At 61.9% G+C, this 18,468-nt stretch carries 21 protein-coding genes; 10 read left to right on the top strand and 11 right to left on the bottom strand.

What is annotated here, in order from left to right:
• Positions 1-54: 54 nt before the first annotated feature.
• The 10 genes from ACP7AD_RS16605 to ACP7AD_RS16560 all read left to right on the top strand — a co-directional run bounded on the left by ACP7AD_RS16605 (position 55) and on the right by ACP7AD_RS16560 (position 7,737).
• Entirely contained in the window at positions 55-1,089 is a 1,035-nt protein-coding gene (locus tag ACP7AD_RS16605) for a permease (RefSeq protein ID WP_426148817.1), read from the top strand.
• A gap of 59 nt (positions 1,090-1,148) precedes the next feature.
• A complete protein-coding gene (locus tag ACP7AD_RS16600) occupies positions 1,149-1,388 on the top strand; it encodes a thioredoxin family protein (RefSeq protein WP_426148818.1) in 240 nt (79 codons plus the stop codon).
• 99 nt (positions 1,389-1,487) lie between these two features.
• Positions 1,488-2,741, top strand: a complete 1,254-nt coding sequence (locus ACP7AD_RS16595; RefSeq protein WP_426148819.1) for a hypothetical protein — start codon at positions 1,488-1,490, stop codon at positions 2,739-2,741.
• 66 nt (positions 2,742-2,807) lie between these two features.
• On the top strand, positions 2,808-3,608 hold the full coding sequence (locus tag ACP7AD_RS16590; protein WP_426148820.1) for a class II glutamine amidotransferase: 801 nt from the start codon (positions 2,808-2,810) through the stop codon (positions 3,606-3,608).
• A gap of 7 nt (positions 3,609-3,615) precedes the next feature.
• A complete protein-coding gene (locus ACP7AD_RS16585; protein WP_426148821.1) occupies positions 3,616-3,969 on the top strand; it encodes a hypothetical protein in 354 nt (117 codons plus the stop codon).
• 30 nt (positions 3,970-3,999) lie between these two features.
• Entirely contained in the window at positions 4,000-5,322 is a 1,323-nt protein-coding gene (locus ACP7AD_RS16580) for a hypothetical protein (protein WP_426148822.1), read from the top strand.
• Complete coding sequence (locus ACP7AD_RS16575) at positions 5,322-5,687, top strand: hypothetical protein (protein ID WP_426148823.1); 366 nt, start codon at positions 5,322-5,324, stop codon at positions 5,685-5,687. The genes ACP7AD_RS16580 and ACP7AD_RS16575 overlap by 1 nt, the downstream gene beginning before the upstream one ends.
• Positions 5,688-5,927: 240 nt before the next feature.
• Positions 5,928-6,353 carry a VOC family protein gene (locus tag ACP7AD_RS16570; protein ID WP_426166233.1) on the top strand — a complete coding sequence of 142 codons (426 nt, stop codon included), beginning with the start codon at positions 5,928-5,930 and terminating at the stop codon, positions 6,351-6,353.
• A 20-nt stretch (positions 6,354-6,373) separates the two neighbouring features.
• Positions 6,374-6,820 carry an OsmC family protein gene (locus ACP7AD_RS16565; RefSeq protein WP_426148825.1) on the top strand — a complete coding sequence of 149 codons (447 nt, stop codon included), beginning with the start codon at positions 6,374-6,376 and terminating at the stop codon, positions 6,818-6,820.
• On the top strand, positions 6,817-7,737 hold the full coding sequence (locus ACP7AD_RS16560; protein WP_426148826.1) for a cation diffusion facilitator family transporter: 921 nt from the start codon (positions 6,817-6,819) through the stop codon (positions 7,735-7,737). Before ACP7AD_RS16565 ends, ACP7AD_RS16560 begins: the two co-directional genes overlap by 4 nt.
• Positions 7,738-8,478: 741 nt before the next feature.
• Here ACP7AD_RS16560 and ACP7AD_RS16555 read toward each other — a convergent pair.
• The 11 genes from ACP7AD_RS16555 to dsbD form a co-directional block, all read right to left on the bottom strand.
• Positions 8,479-8,964, bottom strand: coding sequence for a hypothetical protein (locus tag ACP7AD_RS16555; RefSeq protein ID WP_426166230.1), 486 nt, complete (start codon positions 8,962-8,964; stop codon positions 8,479-8,481).
• Positions 8,965-8,990: 26 nt separating this feature from the next.
• Complete coding sequence (locus tag ACP7AD_RS16550) at positions 8,991-9,773, bottom strand: extracellular solute-binding protein (protein WP_426148828.1); 783 nt, start codon at positions 9,771-9,773, stop codon at positions 8,991-8,993.
• Positions 9,774-9,996: 223 nt separating this feature from the next.
• Complete coding sequence (locus ACP7AD_RS16545) at positions 9,997-10,560, bottom strand: DsrE family protein (protein WP_426148829.1); 564 nt, start codon at positions 10,558-10,560, stop codon at positions 9,997-9,999.
• A gap of 178 nt (positions 10,561-10,738) precedes the next feature.
• Positions 10,739-11,146 carry a DUF302 domain-containing protein gene (locus tag ACP7AD_RS16540; protein WP_426148830.1) on the bottom strand — a complete coding sequence of 136 codons (408 nt, stop codon included), beginning with the start codon at positions 11,144-11,146 and terminating at the stop codon, positions 10,739-10,741.
• 176 nt (positions 11,147-11,322) lie between these two features.
• Complete coding sequence (locus ACP7AD_RS16535) at positions 11,323-12,354, bottom strand: c-type cytochrome (RefSeq protein WP_426148831.1); 1,032 nt, start codon at positions 12,352-12,354, stop codon at positions 11,323-11,325.
• Positions 12,351-13,043, bottom strand: a complete 693-nt coding sequence (locus tag ACP7AD_RS16530) for a c-type cytochrome (protein WP_426148832.1) — start codon at positions 13,041-13,043, stop codon at positions 12,351-12,353. Before ACP7AD_RS16530 ends, ACP7AD_RS16535 begins: the two co-directional genes overlap by 4 nt.
• Positions 13,044-13,089: 46 nt before the next feature.
• Complete coding sequence (locus tag ACP7AD_RS16525) at positions 13,090-13,350, bottom strand: hypothetical protein (protein WP_426148833.1); 261 nt, start codon at positions 13,348-13,350, stop codon at positions 13,090-13,092.
• A 67-nt stretch (positions 13,351-13,417) separates the two neighbouring features.
• Positions 13,418-14,842 carry a dihydrolipoyl dehydrogenase gene (locus ACP7AD_RS16520; RefSeq protein WP_426148834.1) on the bottom strand — a complete coding sequence of 475 codons (1,425 nt, stop codon included), beginning with the start codon at positions 14,840-14,842 and terminating at the stop codon, positions 13,418-13,420.
• Positions 14,843-14,860: 18 nt separating this feature from the next.
• Complete coding sequence (gene dsbG, locus ACP7AD_RS16515) at positions 14,861-15,646, bottom strand: thiol:disulfide interchange protein DsbG (protein ID WP_426148835.1); 786 nt, start codon at positions 15,644-15,646, stop codon at positions 14,861-14,863.
• Positions 15,647-15,717: 71 nt separating this feature from the next.
• The gene (locus ACP7AD_RS16510; protein ID WP_426148836.1) at positions 15,718-16,530 is read right to left on the bottom strand and encodes a TlpA family protein disulfide reductase; all 813 of its coding nucleotides are present in this window, start codon (positions 16,528-16,530) and stop codon (positions 15,718-15,720) included.
• Positions 16,530-18,398 (bottom strand): protein-disulfide reductase DsbD, encoded by a 1,869-nt coding sequence (gene dsbD, locus ACP7AD_RS16505; protein ID WP_426148837.1) that lies wholly within the window; start codon positions 18,396-18,398, stop codon positions 16,530-16,532. The genes ACP7AD_RS16510 and dsbD overlap by 1 nt, the downstream gene beginning before the upstream one ends.
• Between the last annotated feature and the right edge of the window lie 70 nt (positions 18,399-18,468).

Below are 18,468 nucleotides of genomic sequence, written 5' to 3'. Positions count from 1 at the left end.
GCCGTCCAGCTGCGAGTGGAATCGAGTGCAACTTAAACTGAGTTCAAATTTGTCTTGACTCAGGGGTCCACCTTACTGGTGCGCCAGCCAGGCTATCGAGTTCGACTTGCCGCTGCCGTCTGGTGGGGGCTGTACCAGATGCTGCTGCCGGGCTCTGAAGCCCTGGTCGCGGCCCTGCCTGTGGATCGCAGCAGCCACCTGGGCGGCGCAATGCAGTTTTTTCTGTATGACACGCCCAAGGTCTTGATGCTGCTGACCGGCGTGGTGTTCGTCATGGGAATGATCAACAGCTACTTCACCCCGGAGCATACACGGGCGCTGCTGGCCGGGCGCAGCGAGGGCGTGGCCAATGTGATGGCCGCGTCGCTGGGCATCGTCACCCCGTTTTGTTCCTGCTCGGCAGTGCCGCTGTTCATCGGCTTCGTGCAGGCCGGGGTGCCGCTGGGCGTGACCTTTTCGTTCCTGATCTCGGCACCCATGGTCAACGAAGTCGCCTTGACGCTGTTGTTCGGCATGTTTGGCTGGAAAGTTGCGACGCTCTACCTGGGCCTGGGCTTGAGCGTCGCCATCGTGGCGGGCTGGGTCATTGGCCGCCTCAAGATGGAAGCCTACCTGGAAGACTGGGTCCGCGACATGCCCAGGACCTCAGTCCAGTTTGAAGACGCGGGCGCCACGCTGGCCGACCGGATTCAGGGCGGCTTTGCAGCAGTGCGTGAGATCGTGGGTAAGGTCTGGCCCTACATCCTGGGCGGTATTGCCCTGGGCGCCCTGATCCACGGTTATGTGCCGGAAGACTTCATGGCCAGTTTCATGGGCAAGGAGGTCTGGTGGTCGGTGCCGCTGGCAGTGCTGATGGGCGTGCCGATGTACACCAACGCGGCCGGCGTGATCCCGATCGTGCAGGCGCTGCTGGCCAAGGGCGCGGCGCTCGGCACGGTGCTGGCCTTCATGATGAGCGTGATTGCGCTGTCGCTGCCCGAGATGATCATCTTGCGCAAAGTGCTCAAGGTGCGGCTGATTGCCACCTTTGTCGCTGTCGTGGCCACCGGCATTTTGCTGGTGGGGTTTGTGTTCAACGCCGTGCTGTAGGCGCCACACCATCCCTGTTTCAATTTTTTCAATTTTTTCAATTCATCCAAGGAAACATCATGGACATCAAAGTTCTCGGCACCGGCTGCGCCAACTGCAAAGCCACCATCGCACTGATCGACCAGATCGCGCAAGCCAAAGGCGTCAGCGTCAAGCTTGAAAAAGTCGAGGAGCTGCGCGACATCATGTGCTACGGCGTGATGAGCACCCCCGGCGTCGTCATCAACGGCAAGGTGGTGCATGCCGGCGGCGTGCCCAGCCGCGACAAGATCGAGCAGTGGCTGACGGCCCGGGCCTGAGCGCCGCGTGCCTGACAGAAAAAACCATGCCAGCAGACTTGGGCGCCACTTCGTTAAGGACAGGATCCCACGAAATTCCAAGGGCGCATGATGCAGGTGATGACCGCAGATGCCGAGGCTCCTCCAAATCAACCGCCGGTCAAGGCGGTGCCCGGCTTTGCGCTGCTGTTTTCGGTGTCGCTACCGGCCATTCCCAGCGCAGTCGATCTGGATGCTGCGCTGCGGCTGACCGGTGTGACACCGTTCTCGGCGCTGCAGCTCTCGAACTACCGGCACCTGCGCGACGAAACCGAAGTGCATGTGCTGGGCCGAGCCTTCATGGACGCCGGGCGGTTGACGCACAGCGCCATTGGCCGTATCGCCCTGACCCGTTCCGCCAACGACCCGCATGGCCCGACCGTGGCTGACGTGCATCTGTTCACCCATGTGGCTGGCGTGGCGCTGTGGGAGGTGTGGCTGCCGGGCCGCCTGCAGGATTTCAATGCCGAGCGCTGGACAGCATGGCTCGACGACCAGTTGCCCGGCAGCCTGCCGATGCAGGTCTGGCAGGCCTTGCAGCCTCTGAACCTTGCGTTGGGAGGCGAGAGCGCCTACCGCCAGTACCTGCCTTGCAGTGTCGTGCGCTTGCCCACGCAACCGCTTGCGGCACTGACAGCCGGGCAGGCAGACGACATCGTGCGCCTGATGTGGCGCGACCGTTCGGCGCGCAGGCTCAAGCCGGATGTGGTCGATGCCGAGCTGGCGCGCGACTTTTGTGCACGCGTGGGCGGCATCACCTTGCTGGGGCGCCGCGCTGCGCTTGACATTCACGGGTGCGAAGACGAATCGGCCCTGGCGGACTTCGAGTCCGGCTTGCCGCCGCGCAGCGCCGTGCCGTTTTTGGTCACGCTCGAATTGCTGCTGATAGAGCGCGCTGTGCTGCTGCAGCTGTATGAACGGCTGTCGCAGCGCACGCCGGCCAGCATCGAGGCCCTGCTGGAGCTCAAGCAGCAGATCAGCAGCGGGCTGGAGGAGTATTACGGCGCCACGATGGCCGCCACCCGGTTTGGCGACCAGGTTGCCGAGGAGGGGGAGCGCTTGTTCGGCATCATCGACCTCTACGACGCACTGATGGACCGCCTGGAGACGGTCAGCTTTGCATTGACCACCCGATACCAGCAGCAGATGACGCAAATGCAGTTCTGGCTGACCGTGGTGTTTGGCGCGACCGAGATCGGCTTCATCGCCGCCAGCATCGCCACTTGGCACTACCGCACCGAGCTTGGCGCCGTATTGGCCTGGACGCTCGGGGCGGCCGTGGTGTCGGCGGGCATGCTGGTGGCGCTGCTGAGCCAGCGCATGGAAAAGCGATGACGTTGATCTCGTGCGTTGTCCACACTCACCTTGATTGCGCAGGACATTCATTCAGGTTAATGATTCATGTGTGAACTTTTCGCACTCTCCAGCGACAGGCCTGCCAATGTGACGTTTTCGCTCGGCGTTCTGGGCGGACGCGGTGGAAGGCTGGGCCCGCACAAGGACGGCTGGGGCATTGCCTTCAAGGAAGGTCGCGACTTCCGACTGATCAAGGAAGCGGCACCGGCATCAAGCAGCGCCTGCCTGCGCTTCATCGAGTCGCATGAATTTCGCAGCGAAATCGTGATCTCGCATATTCGCCTGGCCAGCCTGCCGCGCGTGAACTCGTACACCAACACCCACCCGTTTGCGCGCGAGCTGTACGGGGCTTGCCATGTGTTTGCGCACAACGGCAATATGCCGGGCGTGATGGCCGACAGCCGCCTGGCGCCAAGCTGGAACTTGCCGCTCGGTGAGACCGACTCGGAACGGGCGTTCTGCACCCTGATGGACCGCCTTCGCCAGGCCTTGAGGCTTGAGGAGGTGTTTGATCTGAACAAGAAGCTGCCGGTCATCCAGGGCTGGGCGAGCGAACTTGCCCAGCACGGCATGGCCAACTTTCTGTTGTCCGACAGCCAATACCTGTATGCGCACTGTTCCACCCGGTTGTTCTACATCGAGAGGCAATGCGCGGCGCCCCACGAGACGTTCGGCAGTCCTACCCTGCGCATTGCCTTGAGCCCCGTGCAGGACGGCGCCCGGCACGTCAGCCTGATTGCTACCGAGCCCCTGACCACAGACGAAGCCTGGATTTCTCTGCCACCTGGCAAGGTGGTGGTGTTTCAGCATGGTCGGCGCCTTCTTGCATCCCTAAACCCCACTTGAGACTGACATGTCCAAACTGGTACTGCATCTTTTCCATGACGATGCACCTTCCCTTTCAACGGCTCCGGCGTTGGCCGAACACATGCACCAGGCCCCCGACGGCAGCGCCACGGCACTGGAGCTTTACATATTCGGACCCGCCGAAGGCGCGCTTGCGACCCCGGATCAGCTTGAGCGAAAAGCGTTCAATGCGCAGATTGACAGTCTGGTCCAGCAAGGCGTTCGCGTGACCGCCTGTATTGGACTTGCGCAAAAGTTCGGCGCCGAAGCGGCTTTTCGTGCGCGCGGCATCACGCTGGAATCCGCAGCGCTTGCGTTCCCCCGCTTCGCTGCCGAGGCTGCCACCGTAATCAGTTTTTGATTTCCACCAACAGACAGAAAAAATCTTTTCATGACCCCATTGATGAATTCGCTGCCGGCAACGCCACTGGCCATCGCATCGCGCCACGGTGTGTCGATTCAGGCCCTCAATAGTGAATGCTTTTGCATCAGCCTGGACACCGAGGCGCTTCGGCGCGCATTGCAAGCGAAAATGGGCCCGCCGGACCTGTTTGACCTGGTGGGCGAGCGCTGCCCTTATTTGTTCGCTGCCCGCCCCGTGTTTGTGTTGAAGTCCCACATGGCCCGCATGGCTGCACTGGTGCAGGCCATCGAATCGGTGGTGGCGCTGCCCGCTTACCGCGAGGCGGTTCTGGCCCGGTCGCCCGCCATCGCGCGCCATGACCCGGGCGGTGCCCTGGGCGTATTTTTCGGCTACGACTTTCATGTCACCGAGGGCGGCTTCGGGCTGATCGAGATCAATACCAATGCGGGTGGCGCGATGCTCAACGCCGTGCTGGCGCGGGCCCAGCGCGCCTGTTGCCCGGCGATGGAGCATCTGGTGCCGCCGCTGGCCACCGCCGATGCGCTGGAAGCGCGCATCGTGGCGATGTTTCGCCACGAATGGATGCTATCTGGTCACGCGCGGGCGCTGCGCAGCATCGCCATCGTGGATGAGGTGCCCGGGCAGCAGTATCTCTACCCTGAGTTTTTGCTGTTCGAGCAACTGTTTGAGCGCCACGGGTTGCAGGCGGTGATTGCTGGTCCAGATGAATTCAGCCTGCGCGGCGGCCTGCTCTGGCACGGCGAGACGGCCATCGACCTGGTCTACAACCGCCTGACCGACTTTTCGCTGGCCACGCCCGCCAGCGCCACGCTGCGTGCGGCTTACCTTGATAACGCCATGGTGCTCACACCGCATCCGCAGGCGCACGCCCTGTATGCGGACAAGCGCAACATGGCCTTGCTCAGCGATGCCAAGGGGCTTGAAACCATGGGCGTGTCGCAGGCCACCCAGGACGTTCTGCTGGCTGGCATTCCGCACACCGAAGTAGTGGACCCGGCGAATGCCGAGCGGCTGTGGCGCGAGCGCCGGCGCCTGTTCTTCAAGCCATTTGCCGGCTTCGGCAGCCGGGCCGCCTACCGGGGTGACAAGCTCACCCAGCGGGTGTGGCAGGAAATCCTGGCTGGCGATTACATCGCGCAGGCGCTGGTCACGCCCGGCGAGCGCGTGATTTCGGACGAGGAACCGGCGCAGGTGCTGAAGTTCGACCTGCGCGACTACACCTATGACGGCCAGGTGCAATGGGTGGCCGCACGCCTGTACCAGGGTCAGACGACCAATTTCCGAACACCCGGCGGTGGCTTCGCCCCGGTTTATGAAGGACCCGCATGATGCCAACGACGCCTGAAGACGAATCGGCGCACCCTGACGCGGCCGTAGATCATGAAACCCGCCTGTTCCTGCTGGGCGAGGGCAGCAGCGTTCAGCCGCTGGCACATGACCGCTACGTCGCGCTCGCCCGCAACGAGACCGTCCTGCCCGAGTTCGCTGGCCGCCGCTTCATCTTGGTGGACTGGTATCTACGCATCGTTGGCGGCCAGGCGCAGGATGTCGTCAACGAAACCTGCAGCTGGCTGGTGTTCGATGCGCAAGGCCGGCTGGACCTCCATGCAGCGCTGGCGATTCAAGAGGAAGCGGCTCCACGCGAAGCGCAGTGGGCGCAGGTCCGCGCACTCGTCTTTGGCCGCATTGCCTAGTTTTCGGGTGCTGCTGGGCCACAGCCTGAGCGAGTTGGCCGCGCTGAAGGCTTGAGCAATGCCCATGCGGAACACCGGTTCGCGGTTGCCGTTTTGCGTCTTTTGGCGTGCTCATTCGTCTACAGGTGTGTAGAGCATGCTTGTTGCCATTGAAAAATCTCAGCCTTGCTGTAAAAAACCATTCCGGAGCAGCAGATGACCCCCCCTTCACCTTCGTTTCCAGTCGCCCACGAATTTCACATGAGTCTTCGCGTGGCCGATCTGGCCGCAAGCACTACGTTTTACACCGCGTTTCTGGGCACTGCACCCAAAGACGCCACGGCCCGCTACAGCACGTTTACCGTGCCTCATCTGCACCTGAACCTGGTGCTTCTGGTCAATGACAGTGCGCAGCCACTCGACACCTACAGCCTGTACCACCTCGGCCTGGGCGTAGCCGACAAGGCCGCGGTGATTGCCGCCTACCATGCGGCCCTGGCCGAAGGCGCGCCCATCGTCAAGCCGCCGCGCACCACTTGGCGCGGCACCCCGCTGCACGAGTTGTGGCTGCGCGACCCCAGCGGTTACCTGATCGAGGTTTATGCCCGGCTCACAGACGAGGAACTCAAGCAGATGCCGCCCGACCAGGAACCGGTTTTCCTGGTTACGGGCAGGGCTGCGGCATGATTAATGAAAGGAATTGAACGATGACTGCAAACACCCCAAAAATGACTTTTGAAGTGATCGCCCGTCGGCTTGACGCCCGCGGCAGCCAGGCGGACTGCAAGGATGCACAGATCACGCTCGACACCGACCTAGCGGGGCGGCGCGATGCCTTCAACCCGGCTGAACTCCTGCTGGCCGCGCTGTCCGCCTGCATGATCAAGAGCATCGAACGCGTCACGCCGCTGCTGAAGTTCGAGTTGCTCGGCGTCCAGGTCCGCGTGCACGGTGTGCGCCAGGACGTGCCTCCCAGGATGGAGTCCATTCGTTACGAGATTCTGGTGGACACCGACGAGTCGGACCAGCGCCTCAATCTTCTGCACGACAACGTCAAGAAGTACGGAACCGTCTTTAACACCGTCTCGCCCGGCACTGACCTGGCCGGCACGATGCGCCGCAAGTTGGCGCTGGTCGCAGGACAAACGCTTTGAGCGCTGCCCACGACCACGGGCACAGCCATGCCCCCGCAGAATTCAACCGCGCCTTTGCCATCGGCATTGCGCTCAATATGGCGTTTGTCGCGATAGAGGCCTGGTACGGCTGGAAGATCAACTCACTGGCGCTGTTGGCCGATGCCGGCCACAACCTGAGCGTCGTGGCCGGCCTGGTGCTGGCCTGGGGTGGCGCGCTGGCTGGCAAGCTGCGGCCCAATGCCCGCCACACCTATGGATGGAAACGGGCCTCCATTTTGGCGGCGTTCTTTAACGCCATGCTGTTGCTGGTGGCCATGGGTTCACTCGCCTGGGAAGCATTTAACCGCCTGGGCACACCCGAAGCCACCGAAGGCTGGACCATCATGGCCGTGGCGGGTGTCGGCATCGTGATCAACACCGCTACCGCACTGCTGTTCATGCGGGGACGCAAGGACGACCTGAACATTCGCGGCGCCTTTTTGCACATGGCGGCCGACGCGCTGGTGTCGCTGGGCGTGGTGATTGGCGGCGCGCTTCACCTCTGGCAGGGCTGGACCTGGATTGACCCTGTCATGAGCCTGGCGATTGCGGTGGTGATCGTGCTGGGCACCTGGGGCCTGTTCAAGCAATCGCTGCACATGCTGTTTGACGGCGTTCCCGAGGGCATTGACATGGCGGCGGTGCGCGCGCTGCTGCTGAAGCTGCCGGGTGTTGCCGAGGTCCACGACCTGCATGTCTGGGCCATGGGCACCTCTGAAGTCGCGCTGACGGCGCACATGGTGCTGAAAGATCAGGACACCGACACCAGCGCCGTGTTGCAGGAGGCCGAGCACGAATTGTACGAGCACTTCGAGATTCGCCACGTCACGCTGCAGCTCGAGCTGCCCGCTTATGCGCAGCTGTGCAGGTTGCGGGCAGGTAACGGCTGCAGTTGAAATTGCTATTTTTTTGATAGCTGGTTGTACAATAAAGATAAGCGCTGCAGCCTATTTTACCTGCAAAAATCAGCCAGCTGCTGCCACCTTAGAGCCGGTAAGCGGATCCGCATCTGTTATGCGAAGTGTCAGGCGCTGCGGCGTATCTTCGACAAACACGGTGGCGTTTGCGCCGTGGAAGCTCGCATTTTCTATAAGTTTGGCCAGACAGCACTTGAACAACGGGGTCATTAAAACAACCAAGGAAAAAATACGTTTGCTCCGCAGGCGTTAGGCGGCATATGCAGGATGTTTCTCATGCATCCAGCGCTCTTCAAAAGTCGATTTCAGGAACAGGACGACTGCCAGAGCTGCCCACATGGCCCATCCGCTCAAATGGCCTGGGTGTATGGTTCCGGAGAGCCATGACGTTATTGCAGTCCGCTGAGGAGGAAAAAGCGTTATGGAAAACATGCTTCACGGCAGCGTCCGAACAACGCTGCGAGTTTGAGCAGAGCTTCCCAAAGGTAGAAAGACAAGACCAGCATCCTGGCTCAGCGATATGGGCTGAGCCGCGCCACGGTCACCAAGTGGCGATCTCGCACCACGACCACAGATGTGCCCATGGGCCCGACAAAGCCCAAAAGTACAGTGCTTTCACCTGCCGAGGAGGCAGTAATTGTGAAGTTCAGAAAAAGAACAATTTTGTCTTTTGATGACGTATTGCCTTCACGCCCTTGCATATCATGCGCAAGTTGCTATTTATTTTGTAGCAAACTCAGGCTCGGCCAGTTTCGCGTATCCGCACGTGAATCGGAAAAATCCGAACATGCGTGCTGTCAAGGCGATTGAAACCCCAAACACCAGATGCACGACCAGACTTGGATAGATGGTGCTCCAGCCAAGCTGCCATGGGAAAGCGTCGCCAAACAGCCAAGGCAGAGCCAGGGCATTGACCGCCAGGTAGTACGCCAGGCCATAAAGTAAACCATCGCCCAGTCGAACCGCCCGTGGCGCGCGCCACAGCCAGAACATCAGCAAGGGCAAGGCGGACAACCACCCGATTACGAAATGCTGCACCAGCAGCAGCACCGGCATCCAGGGGGCGGGTTGATGGCCGAACAGCGCTTCACCCACCTTGGGTCCGCAGTGGCCCACGCGAACACCCATCGACTTGAAGAGCAATCCGAACGGCATCATGGCCAGTGAGGCAATGGTCCCCGAGCGCAGCGCCTCAAGCGCGAGCATCTGGGCTGTGCTGTCGGGCGAGCGCTTCACCGCGTATCCCAACCCCACTTGGCGAAAATCTTCTGCCCTGCCGGCGACTGCAGATACTCGATAAACGCCTTGGCCTTCGGCTGGGCGCTGCCCTTGTGGGTCAACACGACCCCGGCGTCGCGATAGATGCGGAACGGTTCGTCCATCGGGACAACCTGCGCCAGCTCCGGGTTGGCGACCTGCCAGATGTTCCAGATGAGCCACGCATCGATGTCTTTTTGCTCTGTCCACTGCTGTTTTGCAGCGCCGCTGTTCGCCGCCTCCGGGAACACCATGTTTTTGCGAAATGCGCGCACCATGGCGATGTCACCGGTTCGGCCGGCCACGTCTTCCCACAAGCCCGTCTGGCCGGAACCTGCGACGGTGAGCACCTTGACGCCGGGCGCGAGCAGGTCGCGAAACCCGCGGATCTTTTTAGGGTTACCCGGTCGCACCAGGATCGCGACCGGGCGCAGGTACATCGGTTGCGCATCGACGAGGTCGAACGCGCCGGGCAATGCTTTGGCGAAGTCGGTCATCATGTTTTCGGCGCCGCTAAAGACAATGTCCGCGTCTTGCTTGGCTTTGTCGATCCATTGGTTGGTCGGCCCGGCGACGACGTTGACGGTCATCTGGTTCGCGGCGCCGAAGGCCTTGGCCGCTTCCTGGATCGCCGGAGCCGGCCCGCCGGGGCCGTAGACGTTGATCGCATCCTGTGCAATGACCGGGGTCGACCAGATCGCTGCAATACTCAAAAACAGGGCCATCGAAGTCAAGAAGTGTTTCGTGTACTGGTTCATGGTGTCTCCTAGTAGTGATCGAGTCGTCAGTGTGAGGCGTCCAATGCGGCAGTGGTCGAACTCCAGCCCTTTTTTGGATCGGAGACACGGCTCGAGATTCGAGCGCTCGCGATAAAGTTTTGCGCTGTCGATGCCCATGCGCTTGTTGCACTGTTCAATCTTGTTGCAAGCAGCTGCCGGCGCACGCGAGTGGATTGGCGGTGGCAGTGCACTGGCGAGCGCATCAATCGGGGATCAGTGCGTGGCCGCGCAACTGCAGGTTGGCCAACGTCGTCAACGCCGCCACGTCGATCTTGACCCGCTTGTCGACGGCCTCGGGCGCAATCGACGCCGCGGCCAGCGCCTGGCTGCACACCCGAACGGACACACCTGCCTTCTTGAGCTGGTCGATCAGTTCAACGTTGGGGTTCGCAGTACCGTTGTGGCGGGCGCGGTAGGCGGCGTCGTCCATCACGATCGGTGTCGCCTTGCCGTGCATTACGGCCACCACATCGCCGGAAACCGGACGAACGCCATCGGCTGCCAGCAAATTCATGAAGCGCGCGACTTTTTCGAGGCTTGCGTTCGGCTTCGTCGTGTCGTCGTTGCCCTGGGTGACGCTGAACACCACCTTGTAGCGAAGCGACTTGCTCGGGCGCTCGGCGGCTTGCGGGGCGGTGTGAATGGCACCGAAATCCGGAACGGCAGGCCGTGCCGGCGCTTGAGCCTGTGCCAGACCAGTGGACACGGCGAGGAAAAGCGCCGCTGCCGCCGCTGTGGCGGCTTGCATTTGAAGACGTCGTTGCATCACGAGCCTCTCGCAAGAAGATGATTGAAAAGACCTGGATCGACGATCACGGCGCAGCGGCCGGAGGGCCAGACTCGATCCTCAGAAGCGACATTGGTAACTCTGCCGACAGCAAGTGACACGCCACGCGTTAAGCGAGCCTGCGGACAGTGCGCGCTCCAAACCACCCGCTTCGGGATCATGACGTTGTGAGCCCGGCCAGTGAATCGCAAACGCGGTGCAGCCTGGCGGCGGCATCGTCGGCAACTTCGCGAATCTTCGGGTTGCCGGTCAAGCCGACCATCAGTTGCGGGTCGAGGAAGCCGACCGTCACCTGCCCGTCGGCGTCTTGCCGCACGATCACATTGCACGGCAACAAAAGGCCGATGTCGGGCTCAGCCTGCAAGGCCCGGTGTGCGAGAGGCGGATTGCAAGCGCCAAGAATCCGATACGGCGGCATGTCGATGTCGAGTTTTTCCTTCATCGCGCCGGCCACATCAATATCACTCAGCACGCCAAAACCCTCGGCTTTGAGCGCGGCCAGCACTTGGGGCAAGGCAACGTCGAAAGTCGTCGAAAGTGTCGTCTTAAATCCGTAGTCAGACATAGATTGCTCCTTGGTTTAAAAAAAGATTGAAATGGGTGTCCGGGGCCACCCCTTCCACCGAATAAGCGATTGGCGACATATTTCGAACAATGCGGGCAAAGCACGCGACGCCCAAAAGCATCCTGATGGAGTCAATGCAGTGAAGCGGCGCGCAGAAAGGAGAAGGCGCGACCATTTCAAGGGCTCCCAAGCACATGCCCGTTGACGGTCTTGCCGTACAGCGAGTCATCGGTGTCGTGGTACTTTTTGCGCGTCTCGGCGACTGACTTTGTGAAGCGCGGGTCCTGCGGGCGTTCATGGCTGTTCATGAAGGAAGCGACGTCCCAGGCATCCTGCTCGCTCAAAGTGCCGCCTTTGCCCAACGGCATGTTGGCCTGGATAAAGCCGGCCGCGTTGGCCAGCTGGTGCATGCCGGCGCCCCAGTTAAACGATTTCGGTCCCCACAGCGGAGGAAACACCTGCTTGTCGCCAGCGCGCTGGCCCAGGCCATCGGCGCCGTGGCACAGCGCGCAGTTTTGCGCATACACTTTTTCGCCGCGTGCGTAATCGGTAGGCTGCGCGGGTTTTTTGAGCTTGGGGTAGCCGCTGCCCGGCAGCGGCATGCCCACCGGCGCGCCTTTGGCAAGCCAGAACGCGTAGGTTTGCAACGCCGTGATGATCGGATCATCTGCGGGCGGCGCCTTGCCGTTCATGCTGTACTCAAAGCAGCCCTGGATGCGTGAGGCCAGCGTGTCCACCTGGCCGGTTTTGCTTCGAAAGGCCGGGTAGTGGACGAAGGACGCCCACAGCGGTGCGGAATCGGCCTTTCGGCCGGCATCAAGATGGCAGTTGGCGCAAGTCAAGCTGTTGCCGACATAACGGCTGGCGTGCTGGCCCGTTTCCATGAACAGTTGCTGCCCCAGCCGGATGACCTTGCCGTAATCTCCAGTGGGCATGGTGCTCTCGGCGGGCGGTGTAAATACGGTAGTCACAGCTGCCGGCTTTGCACTGGAATTTGGTGCAGACGCGGCAGGGCTGGCGACAGTCGTGATTTCAGGGGCAGGCGTTTGTGCAAGCGGGACGACGGTTGAAGGCACCAGCTTGTCAGCAAAGCGTGTAAACAGCATATTTCCACCAACCGTCAGGACGGCCAGGATGGCGACCATGGCCCCCACGAACAGCAGCAAGCTGTTGACCTGAAATTTGGAGGTGGAGGGCTGGGGATTCATGGACGAGCTTTCGTTTTCGCAGGTTCCGCCGTGATCGAGCCGCCCGATGTGACGCCAGCGCCTTGCGCAGCAAGTTTTTCATAATACGCAGCGACTGCGCTGACTTCAGCGTCGGACAGCTTCTTCGCAATTTCGGACATCAGCGCCAACGGTCCGGGTGGCCGGTTGCCTGCCCTCCAGGCCTGCAACTGCTCGGCGATGTAGGCCGCAGGCAGGCCGGCCAATGGCGGAAACTGGGCGCCAACGCCGCTACCGCCCGGACCATGGCACTGGGTGCAGGCTGGCACCTGATCAGCCCAGCGGCCACGCGTCGCCAGCCATGCGCCTGTATCGGAGGGCGAGGGCTGCGCTGGGTCAGACGCGACAAACGGCGCCGGCAACTGGCTGAAGTAGAGCGCCACCGCCTGGCGTTCGATGGACGAGAGGTTTTGCGCAATCGGCTGCATGATGGGATTTTTGCGGCTACCGGCTGCAAACGCGTCAAGTTGCGCCAGCAGGTAAGCCTGGCCGGTGCCGGCCAAGCGCGGAAAAGCGCCCAGGCCTTCACCCTTTGCGCCGTGGCAACTGATACAGGCAGCCACACCTTGGGAAGTACCTTGCGCAGCGATCTGCTGCCCTTGCTTTGCAGGCTGCGCCGAAGCGGTTGCGACAGCAACGCATAAAAGCCCGGCAGCCGCTATACGTCTCATGACGCAGGAGTTGATGTGGCGCACATTTGGAATGCGGTGAGATGGTTCAGGCGCGGACATAGCACCACCCTTCTTGCTGCATCAACGCCAGCGACAGTGCGGCTCCCCGGGGAAGCACGACCAGCGGAGACGGCGCATCGCGGCCCATCCGGCCAAGCGTGTTCGGACAAACCAGCGTACGGGTATCCAGAATTGCATCGGGCGCTTCCAGCACTGCAGCGACAGCTTCGCCATTGACCACGATGCGGACATCTGCTGTGGGATCGTCTGCCGCGATGTTGTTGACATTGTTACGGGCCCTGGTCAAGGCAGCCGCAGTGGGTGCATGAAGCAGGATGCGAAGAGGTGAAGTGCCGGGTAACATCGTGCCCTTCCTAAAAACGTGCGCTGGCGCGCTCATGCCTGTTCGCGGCCATTTGCCTGGCGGCATCCTTCAGCGCGGACTGAAGCATTTCCTCAATGCTGGGATGATAGTAAGGCATCGCAAGCAAGCTCTCAACTGTGTCGCCCCGTTGCACCGCCCACGCCAAGGCGTGAGCCAGATGCTCTCCCTTCACGGCGACAAGGCCCGAGCCAAGCAGCACACCACTGTGACGGTCCACATAGACGCGCACCAGATTGCCTTCTGCACCCAGAATCCGGGAGCGCCCGTTGCCTGTGCCCTGGGCCGTGCCAATCACGGTGCGTGACATGTCGAGATGGTCATAAGCCATCCCCACGGCTGCAACGTCCGGGTTGCTGAACACGATCGAGATGGCAGCGCGGCGGGGCGGCACTGCTTTCTCAAAACCATCATTAAGAGAGCGTAACGCGCCACGCGCGGCCATCACGCCTTCGCCGATGGCCTCATGCATCAAGGGTCGGTCCGGAGTGACATCTCCAGCCAGGAAAATCGCCGCCTTGCCTGCGGCGCGCAGGCTGGCAGAGTCGACGACAGGCTGCCCGTGGCTGTCCAGCGTGATGCCGGCATTGGCAAGGTCGAGTTGCTCGACATTGGGCTGGCGGCCGAGCGCCGCGAGCACCAGGTCAACCGTGGCCGACGCTTCACCGCTACGCATGTGCAGCGCATCACCGACGAGCTCTACCTCCACCGGATGGCCCAGCCAGGTCGTCAGTTCCGGGCTGAAAAGCTCAAGCGCACGCGCCCTGACTTCGGGGTCGGTGATGCCTGCAGGCGTGGACTTCAGGTCGCCCGCCACCACGCGCACGCCGAGTCTGGCCAATGCCAGACCCATTTCCAGACCGATGGCGCCAAGTCCCAGAATGCCGATGCTGCGCGGTAGTTTTTCGAGTTCAAACAAGGTATCCGTGGTCACGACTAGGGAGCCGAGGTCGGACAGAAATTTGGGCAGGACGGGCCGTGATCCGGTCGCAATCACGAAGGCTTTTGCACAGATGCGCTGGCCACCGACGTCCAGGGTCTGGGCGTCCAGGAAACGTGCTTCTCCCATGACCAGTCGATCGCCGGCTTGCGCCACGGTCTGCTCGGCGACTCCCTGGGCCAGGAGGTTGCGCGTGGCGCGCGCGCGCTGCCACAGGCCATCTGGCGTCTGACTGGCTGAAGGAAGCCCGCCCGGGGCAAGCCGGGACAGCGTCGCCCATTGCTCACCTGCATGCAGGGCTGCTTTCGATGGCATGCAGCCCACGCGTGCGCAAGTGGTTCCCAAGGGACCGCGATCGATCAACAGGGCGGAGCGTCCGGCACGTGAGATTTCATGAAAGGCCGCCAGTCCTGCGGTGCCGGCACCGATGACTGCTATGTCGGTGGTGATGGTGGATTTCAAATGCGTTTTCTGCATGGGATTTGCTCCTGAAACTCAAAGCGGGCCAAAGGCCACCGCAAGGGCGCCGTCCGGTGCACCGGTGCGTGTCTGCACCGCGCCCTTGTCGTCACGCCAGATCAAAGCCGGTGTGGCGCGCAGTTGCAGGTTCTCCATAAGTTGCTCGTTGGCATCAAGTTGCGCCTGCGCGGCAGCGGGAATCTTGCCCAGCGGCTTGATGCCATTGTCCTCCAGCGGCTTGGGCCGTCCAGCAGCCATCACCTTGGCGTTGGCCGCCGTGTTGGCTTGTTCGTGGGCAGCCAATGCGGCTGCAGGGTTCTTGCTGGTCAGCAGCGCGGCGGCCTTTCCGGCGCTGGTGGGCGTCAGTATTCCGACCATGATATGGCGCAGTTGCACCTTGCCCGCATTGATCCAGGGCCGTGCGTCCGACCACAGCTTGTTGCAGTAGGGGCAATTCGGATCCGTCAGCACGTAAACGATGCGTGACGCCTTGCTGGAGCCGTCCGCAATCCAGTGACTTTTCTCGACCAGGCCCCACACGGCGTCGGCCATGGGCTTGGTCACAGCCTTTTTCAGCGCCTCCTGATTGACGTCATTGCCTCGATCGTCCAGCAGTGTTCCGGCGATAAGGTGCTTGCCGTCGGGTGTGGCGTACAACGCAATGGGTTGCTGGCCCCTGTAGCCGGCCCAGGCCGTCAGGCCGCCGGCAGAGGGAAAGGTGCCCACCACCGTGACGCCTTTGGCTTCCAGCGCTTTGAGCACGGGCGGGCGGTCCTGGGCTGAAACCGGGCTCAGTGCGAGGCCGATCAGGAGGGTGGACACTGGTAAAAGCGTGCGTGCCCGACGAAACGAGTGTTGATTTGGATACATGAGTTCAAGGGTTGGATTAAGGGTTAAGGGGATGCGAGCGCCTGGAGACGCTGGCTCAGGGTGGCATTTGACAGTTCGCCGATACGCGTATCGACCAGGCGGCCTTGGGCATCGAAGAACAAGGTGGCGGGAAGCGCTTGTTGGCCGAAATGCATGCCGGCCTGACCTTGCGTGTCGAGCAGCACGTTACGCAGACCGAGCTGGTGCGCAGCGAGATAAGCCTGGACCTTGGACTGGGATTCGCCCTGGTTAAGAAACACGAAATGAATGCCTGGATGGTCGGCTTGCGCTTTCGCCATAACGGGCATTTCGCGCTGGCAAGGCGGGCACCATGTGGCCCAAAGATTCACCACCATTGGCGCACCGGCAAATGCTGACAACGCCACGGGCCGCCCATCCACGCTGGTCAAACTTATGCTGGGCAGCTCTGTTGTCTGGGCGGGCTGCCATGCCATCGCTGCCGTCCCCAATCCCCATACCAGGGTGGCGACCGCCAGCGCACTCACGACGGGGAATCGAACGCTAGGCCGCCGCCAGCCCAGCACAAGTGCCCCAACCCAGGCGGCGGCTACTCCCGCGACCGGTTGCCAGCCGCCGTCGCGAATGTCCAGCATGTCCAGCGGCGTTGCAAAGTAGATTTCGCGGTACTGGATGACAAACCCCAGCCTGGCAGCCAGCAGGGCCAGCAGCAGCAGGCGAAACAGGGGTGTCTCAGCGTCCACGCCCGCCTTGCGCCCTAGAAAATTCGATACAAACAGCGCCAATGCCACGGCTGCGAAAACCAGCAGCAACTGAAATGGGAAGGTCAGCGGACCTATCTGCAGTGTGTTGCTCATCAAAGTCCGCTCCCTTCAGGATTGCGCTGCAAAAGATCCTTCACCGTGAACTCGCCCACCAGGCGCGCATCCCGTCGCTCGCGGCCTTGCGCATCGAAGAGCATCACGGTGGGAGGGCCGATGATCTGGTGCTTGCGCATGAGGTCCTGTTGGGCCGCATTGCCTTCGGTGATGTCGGCGCGCAGACGCATCACGCCGGCCAGGGCGCGTTGAACCTTCTCATTGCCAAACACTTCGGACTCGATGGTTTTGCACGACACGCACCAATCCGCATAGAAGTCCACCAGCACTGGCTGGCCTGCGGCCAAGGCCTCGCCAAGACGAGCCTGCAATTCCTGCGGGCTGCGGACCGTCTGGAAGCTGGAGTCGCTTGCCGACGCAGTATCTTTGTCCTGGCTCGCTGACCCGGAGCGGCTCACAATGCCGGCCAGGGGACGCCAGGGATCGGCACTTCCGGCGGCAGCGCCAAACACCATGGCGGCACCCCACAGGCCAACCACGAGCGCCAGGGAACGCACGAGCAGGCCCGGCCCGGTGCGACCCGCATCGGCAGCACCGCCTGCGCGCAGCATTTGGAACAATGTCAGCGCCACACTCAGGCACAGCGCGCCCCACAAGGCCAACGCCACAAAGGGAGCTACGACACGCTGCACCATCCACAGCGCCGTGCCCAACAGCAAAAATCCAAAGACGCCTTTGATGCGATTCATCCATGGGCCGGGCCTTGGCAAGCATCGCGTGCCCAGCGTTCCGACCACCAGCAAAGGCACACCCATGCCCAGTCCCAGGAAAAGAAGGAGCAGTCCGCCTTGAACCACATTGCCGCTTTGCGCGATGTAGAGCAGGGCGCCTGCCAGCGGAGCGGTCATGCAGGGACCGACCAGCAGCGCCGACAAGGCACCCATGCCAGCAGCGCCAGACAGCGTTCCGCCTTGACGCGCGCGGCTGACGCGATCGAGCCGGTTGCGCAGGAAAGCGGGCAGCTGAAGTTCGAAGAACCCAAACATCCCCAGCGCCAGCACGACAAAGACGCCGCCGAATGCGAACAATGTCCAGCGGTTTTGCAGCCACGCCTGCAGATTGGAGCCGGCCAGGGCGGCAGCGATACCCAGCGTTGCGTAGGTCAGCGCCATAGGCAGCACGAACGCCAGCGATAGCGCGAACGAACGCCTCGGACCTGCCTGGCTGCCCACGACGATGCTCGACACGATGGGAACCATGGGCAGCACGCAAGGCGTGAATGCCAGGGCGATGCCCAAAAGGAAGAAGATCGGCAGCGTCCAGGCCAGCGAGCGCGTAGTCAGCAACTGCTGGACAGCGCTGTCGTTTCCCATCGCGGCTTGCAGCAGGGAAGCCTTGGGGGATGCATCTGCACTGGCGGCAACCGTCGAGATCGGCGCTGGCAATGCGGACGCATTTCCAGCGCCGCCGCCCAAGGAAATCTTTCGGGTTTGGGGCGGGTAACACAGACCCGCTTCGGCGCAGCCTTGCCAGGTCACGGTCAGATCGCGCGCCGTGCCGGGGTGCACCTGGACAGTCACTGCATCGTGGAAGACCTCCATCAAACCAAAGTTCGGATCGTTTTTCTGCTCGCCCTGTGGACGGTCGAGCTGCACAACAACACCGGGTGGTTGGGCCGTGACGTCGATGCGGTCGCGGTACAGGTAGTAACCTGGAGCGATCGCCCAGTTCAACGTAACTCCCTCGGCGCTGCCTGCAGATTCGTTAACGGTCAGTACGAATGCCTCTTCGGCAGTGAGAAATGCGGTCTCCGCATGGGCGGCGCCTTGGCCAAGCGCAAACGCCGCAATCATCGCAATGCAGATGTTCAGCAGGCCATGCAGGAAGGTAACGAAGGATCTACGCAATGTGGGAGCCTTAAAGAATTTAAGTTGTTCATCATGCTGATGCACGATTAAGTGAGCGTTAACAGTTCCA

Source organism: Polaromonas sp. DSP2-3-2b2, assembly GCF_049895905.1.
In the GTDB taxonomy this organism is placed as follows: Bacteria; Pseudomonadota; Gammaproteobacteria; order Burkholderiales; family Burkholderiaceae_C; genus Polaromonas.
Note: the sequence above shows the minus strand (reverse complement) of the source record. Positions and strands in the feature narration are given on the sequence as shown.

What these genes read in the sequence shown, in the direction of transcription:
- ACP7AD_RS16600 (WP_426148818.1), top strand. Translation starts at nt 1,149, where the DNA reads ATGGACATCAAAGTTCTCGGCACCGGCTGCGCCAACTGCAAAGCCACC.
- ACP7AD_RS16595 (WP_426148819.1), top strand. Translation starts at nt 1,488, where the DNA reads ATGACCGCAGATGCCGAGGCTCCTCCAAATCAACCGCCGGTCAAGGCG.
- ACP7AD_RS16590 (WP_426148820.1), top strand. Translation starts at nt 2,808, where the DNA reads ATGTGTGAACTTTTCGCACTCTCCAGCGACAGGCCTGCCAATGTGACG.
- ACP7AD_RS16585 (WP_426148821.1), top strand. Translation starts at nt 3,616, where the DNA reads ATGTCCAAACTGGTACTGCATCTTTTCCATGACGATGCACCTTCCCTT.
- ACP7AD_RS16580 (WP_426148822.1), top strand. Translation starts at nt 4,000, where the DNA reads ATGACCCCATTGATGAATTCGCTGCCGGCAACGCCACTGGCCATCGCA.
- ACP7AD_RS16575 (WP_426148823.1), top strand. Translation starts at nt 5,322, where the DNA reads ATGCCAACGACGCCTGAAGACGAATCGGCGCACCCTGACGCGGCCGTA.
- ACP7AD_RS16570 (WP_426166233.1), top strand. Translation starts at nt 5,928, where the DNA reads ATGAGTCTTCGCGTGGCCGATCTGGCCGCAAGCACTACGTTTTACACC.
- ACP7AD_RS16565 (WP_426148825.1), top strand. Translation starts at nt 6,374, where the DNA reads ATGACTGCAAACACCCCAAAAATGACTTTTGAAGTGATCGCCCGTCGG.
- ACP7AD_RS16555 (WP_426166230.1), bottom strand. Translation starts at nt 8,964, where the DNA reads ATGCTCGCGCTTGAGGCGCTGCGCTCGGGGACCATTGCCTCACTGGCC.
- ACP7AD_RS16550 (WP_426148828.1), bottom strand. Translation starts at nt 9,773, where the DNA reads ATGAACCAGTACACGAAACACTTCTTGACTTCGATGGCCCTGTTTTTG.
- ACP7AD_RS16545 (WP_426148829.1), bottom strand. Translation starts at nt 10,560, where the DNA reads ATGCAACGACGTCTTCAAATGCAAGCCGCCACAGCGGCGGCAGCGGCG.
- ACP7AD_RS16540 (WP_426148830.1), bottom strand. Translation starts at nt 11,146, where the DNA reads ATGTCTGACTACGGATTTAAGACGACACTTTCGACGACTTTCGACGTT.
- ACP7AD_RS16535 (WP_426148831.1), bottom strand. Translation starts at nt 12,354, where the DNA reads ATGAATCCCCAGCCCTCCACCTCCAAATTTCAGGTCAACAGCTTGCTG.
- ACP7AD_RS16530 (WP_426148832.1), bottom strand. Translation starts at nt 13,043, where the DNA reads ATGAGACGTATAGCGGCTGCCGGGCTTTTATGCGTTGCTGTCGCAACC.
- ACP7AD_RS16520 (WP_426148834.1), bottom strand. Translation starts at nt 14,842, where the DNA reads ATGCAGAAAACGCATTTGAAATCCACCATCACCACCGACATAGCAGTC.
- ACP7AD_RS16510 (WP_426148836.1), bottom strand. Translation starts at nt 16,530, where the DNA reads ATGAGCAACACACTGCAGATAGGTCCGCTGACCTTCCCATTTCAGTTG.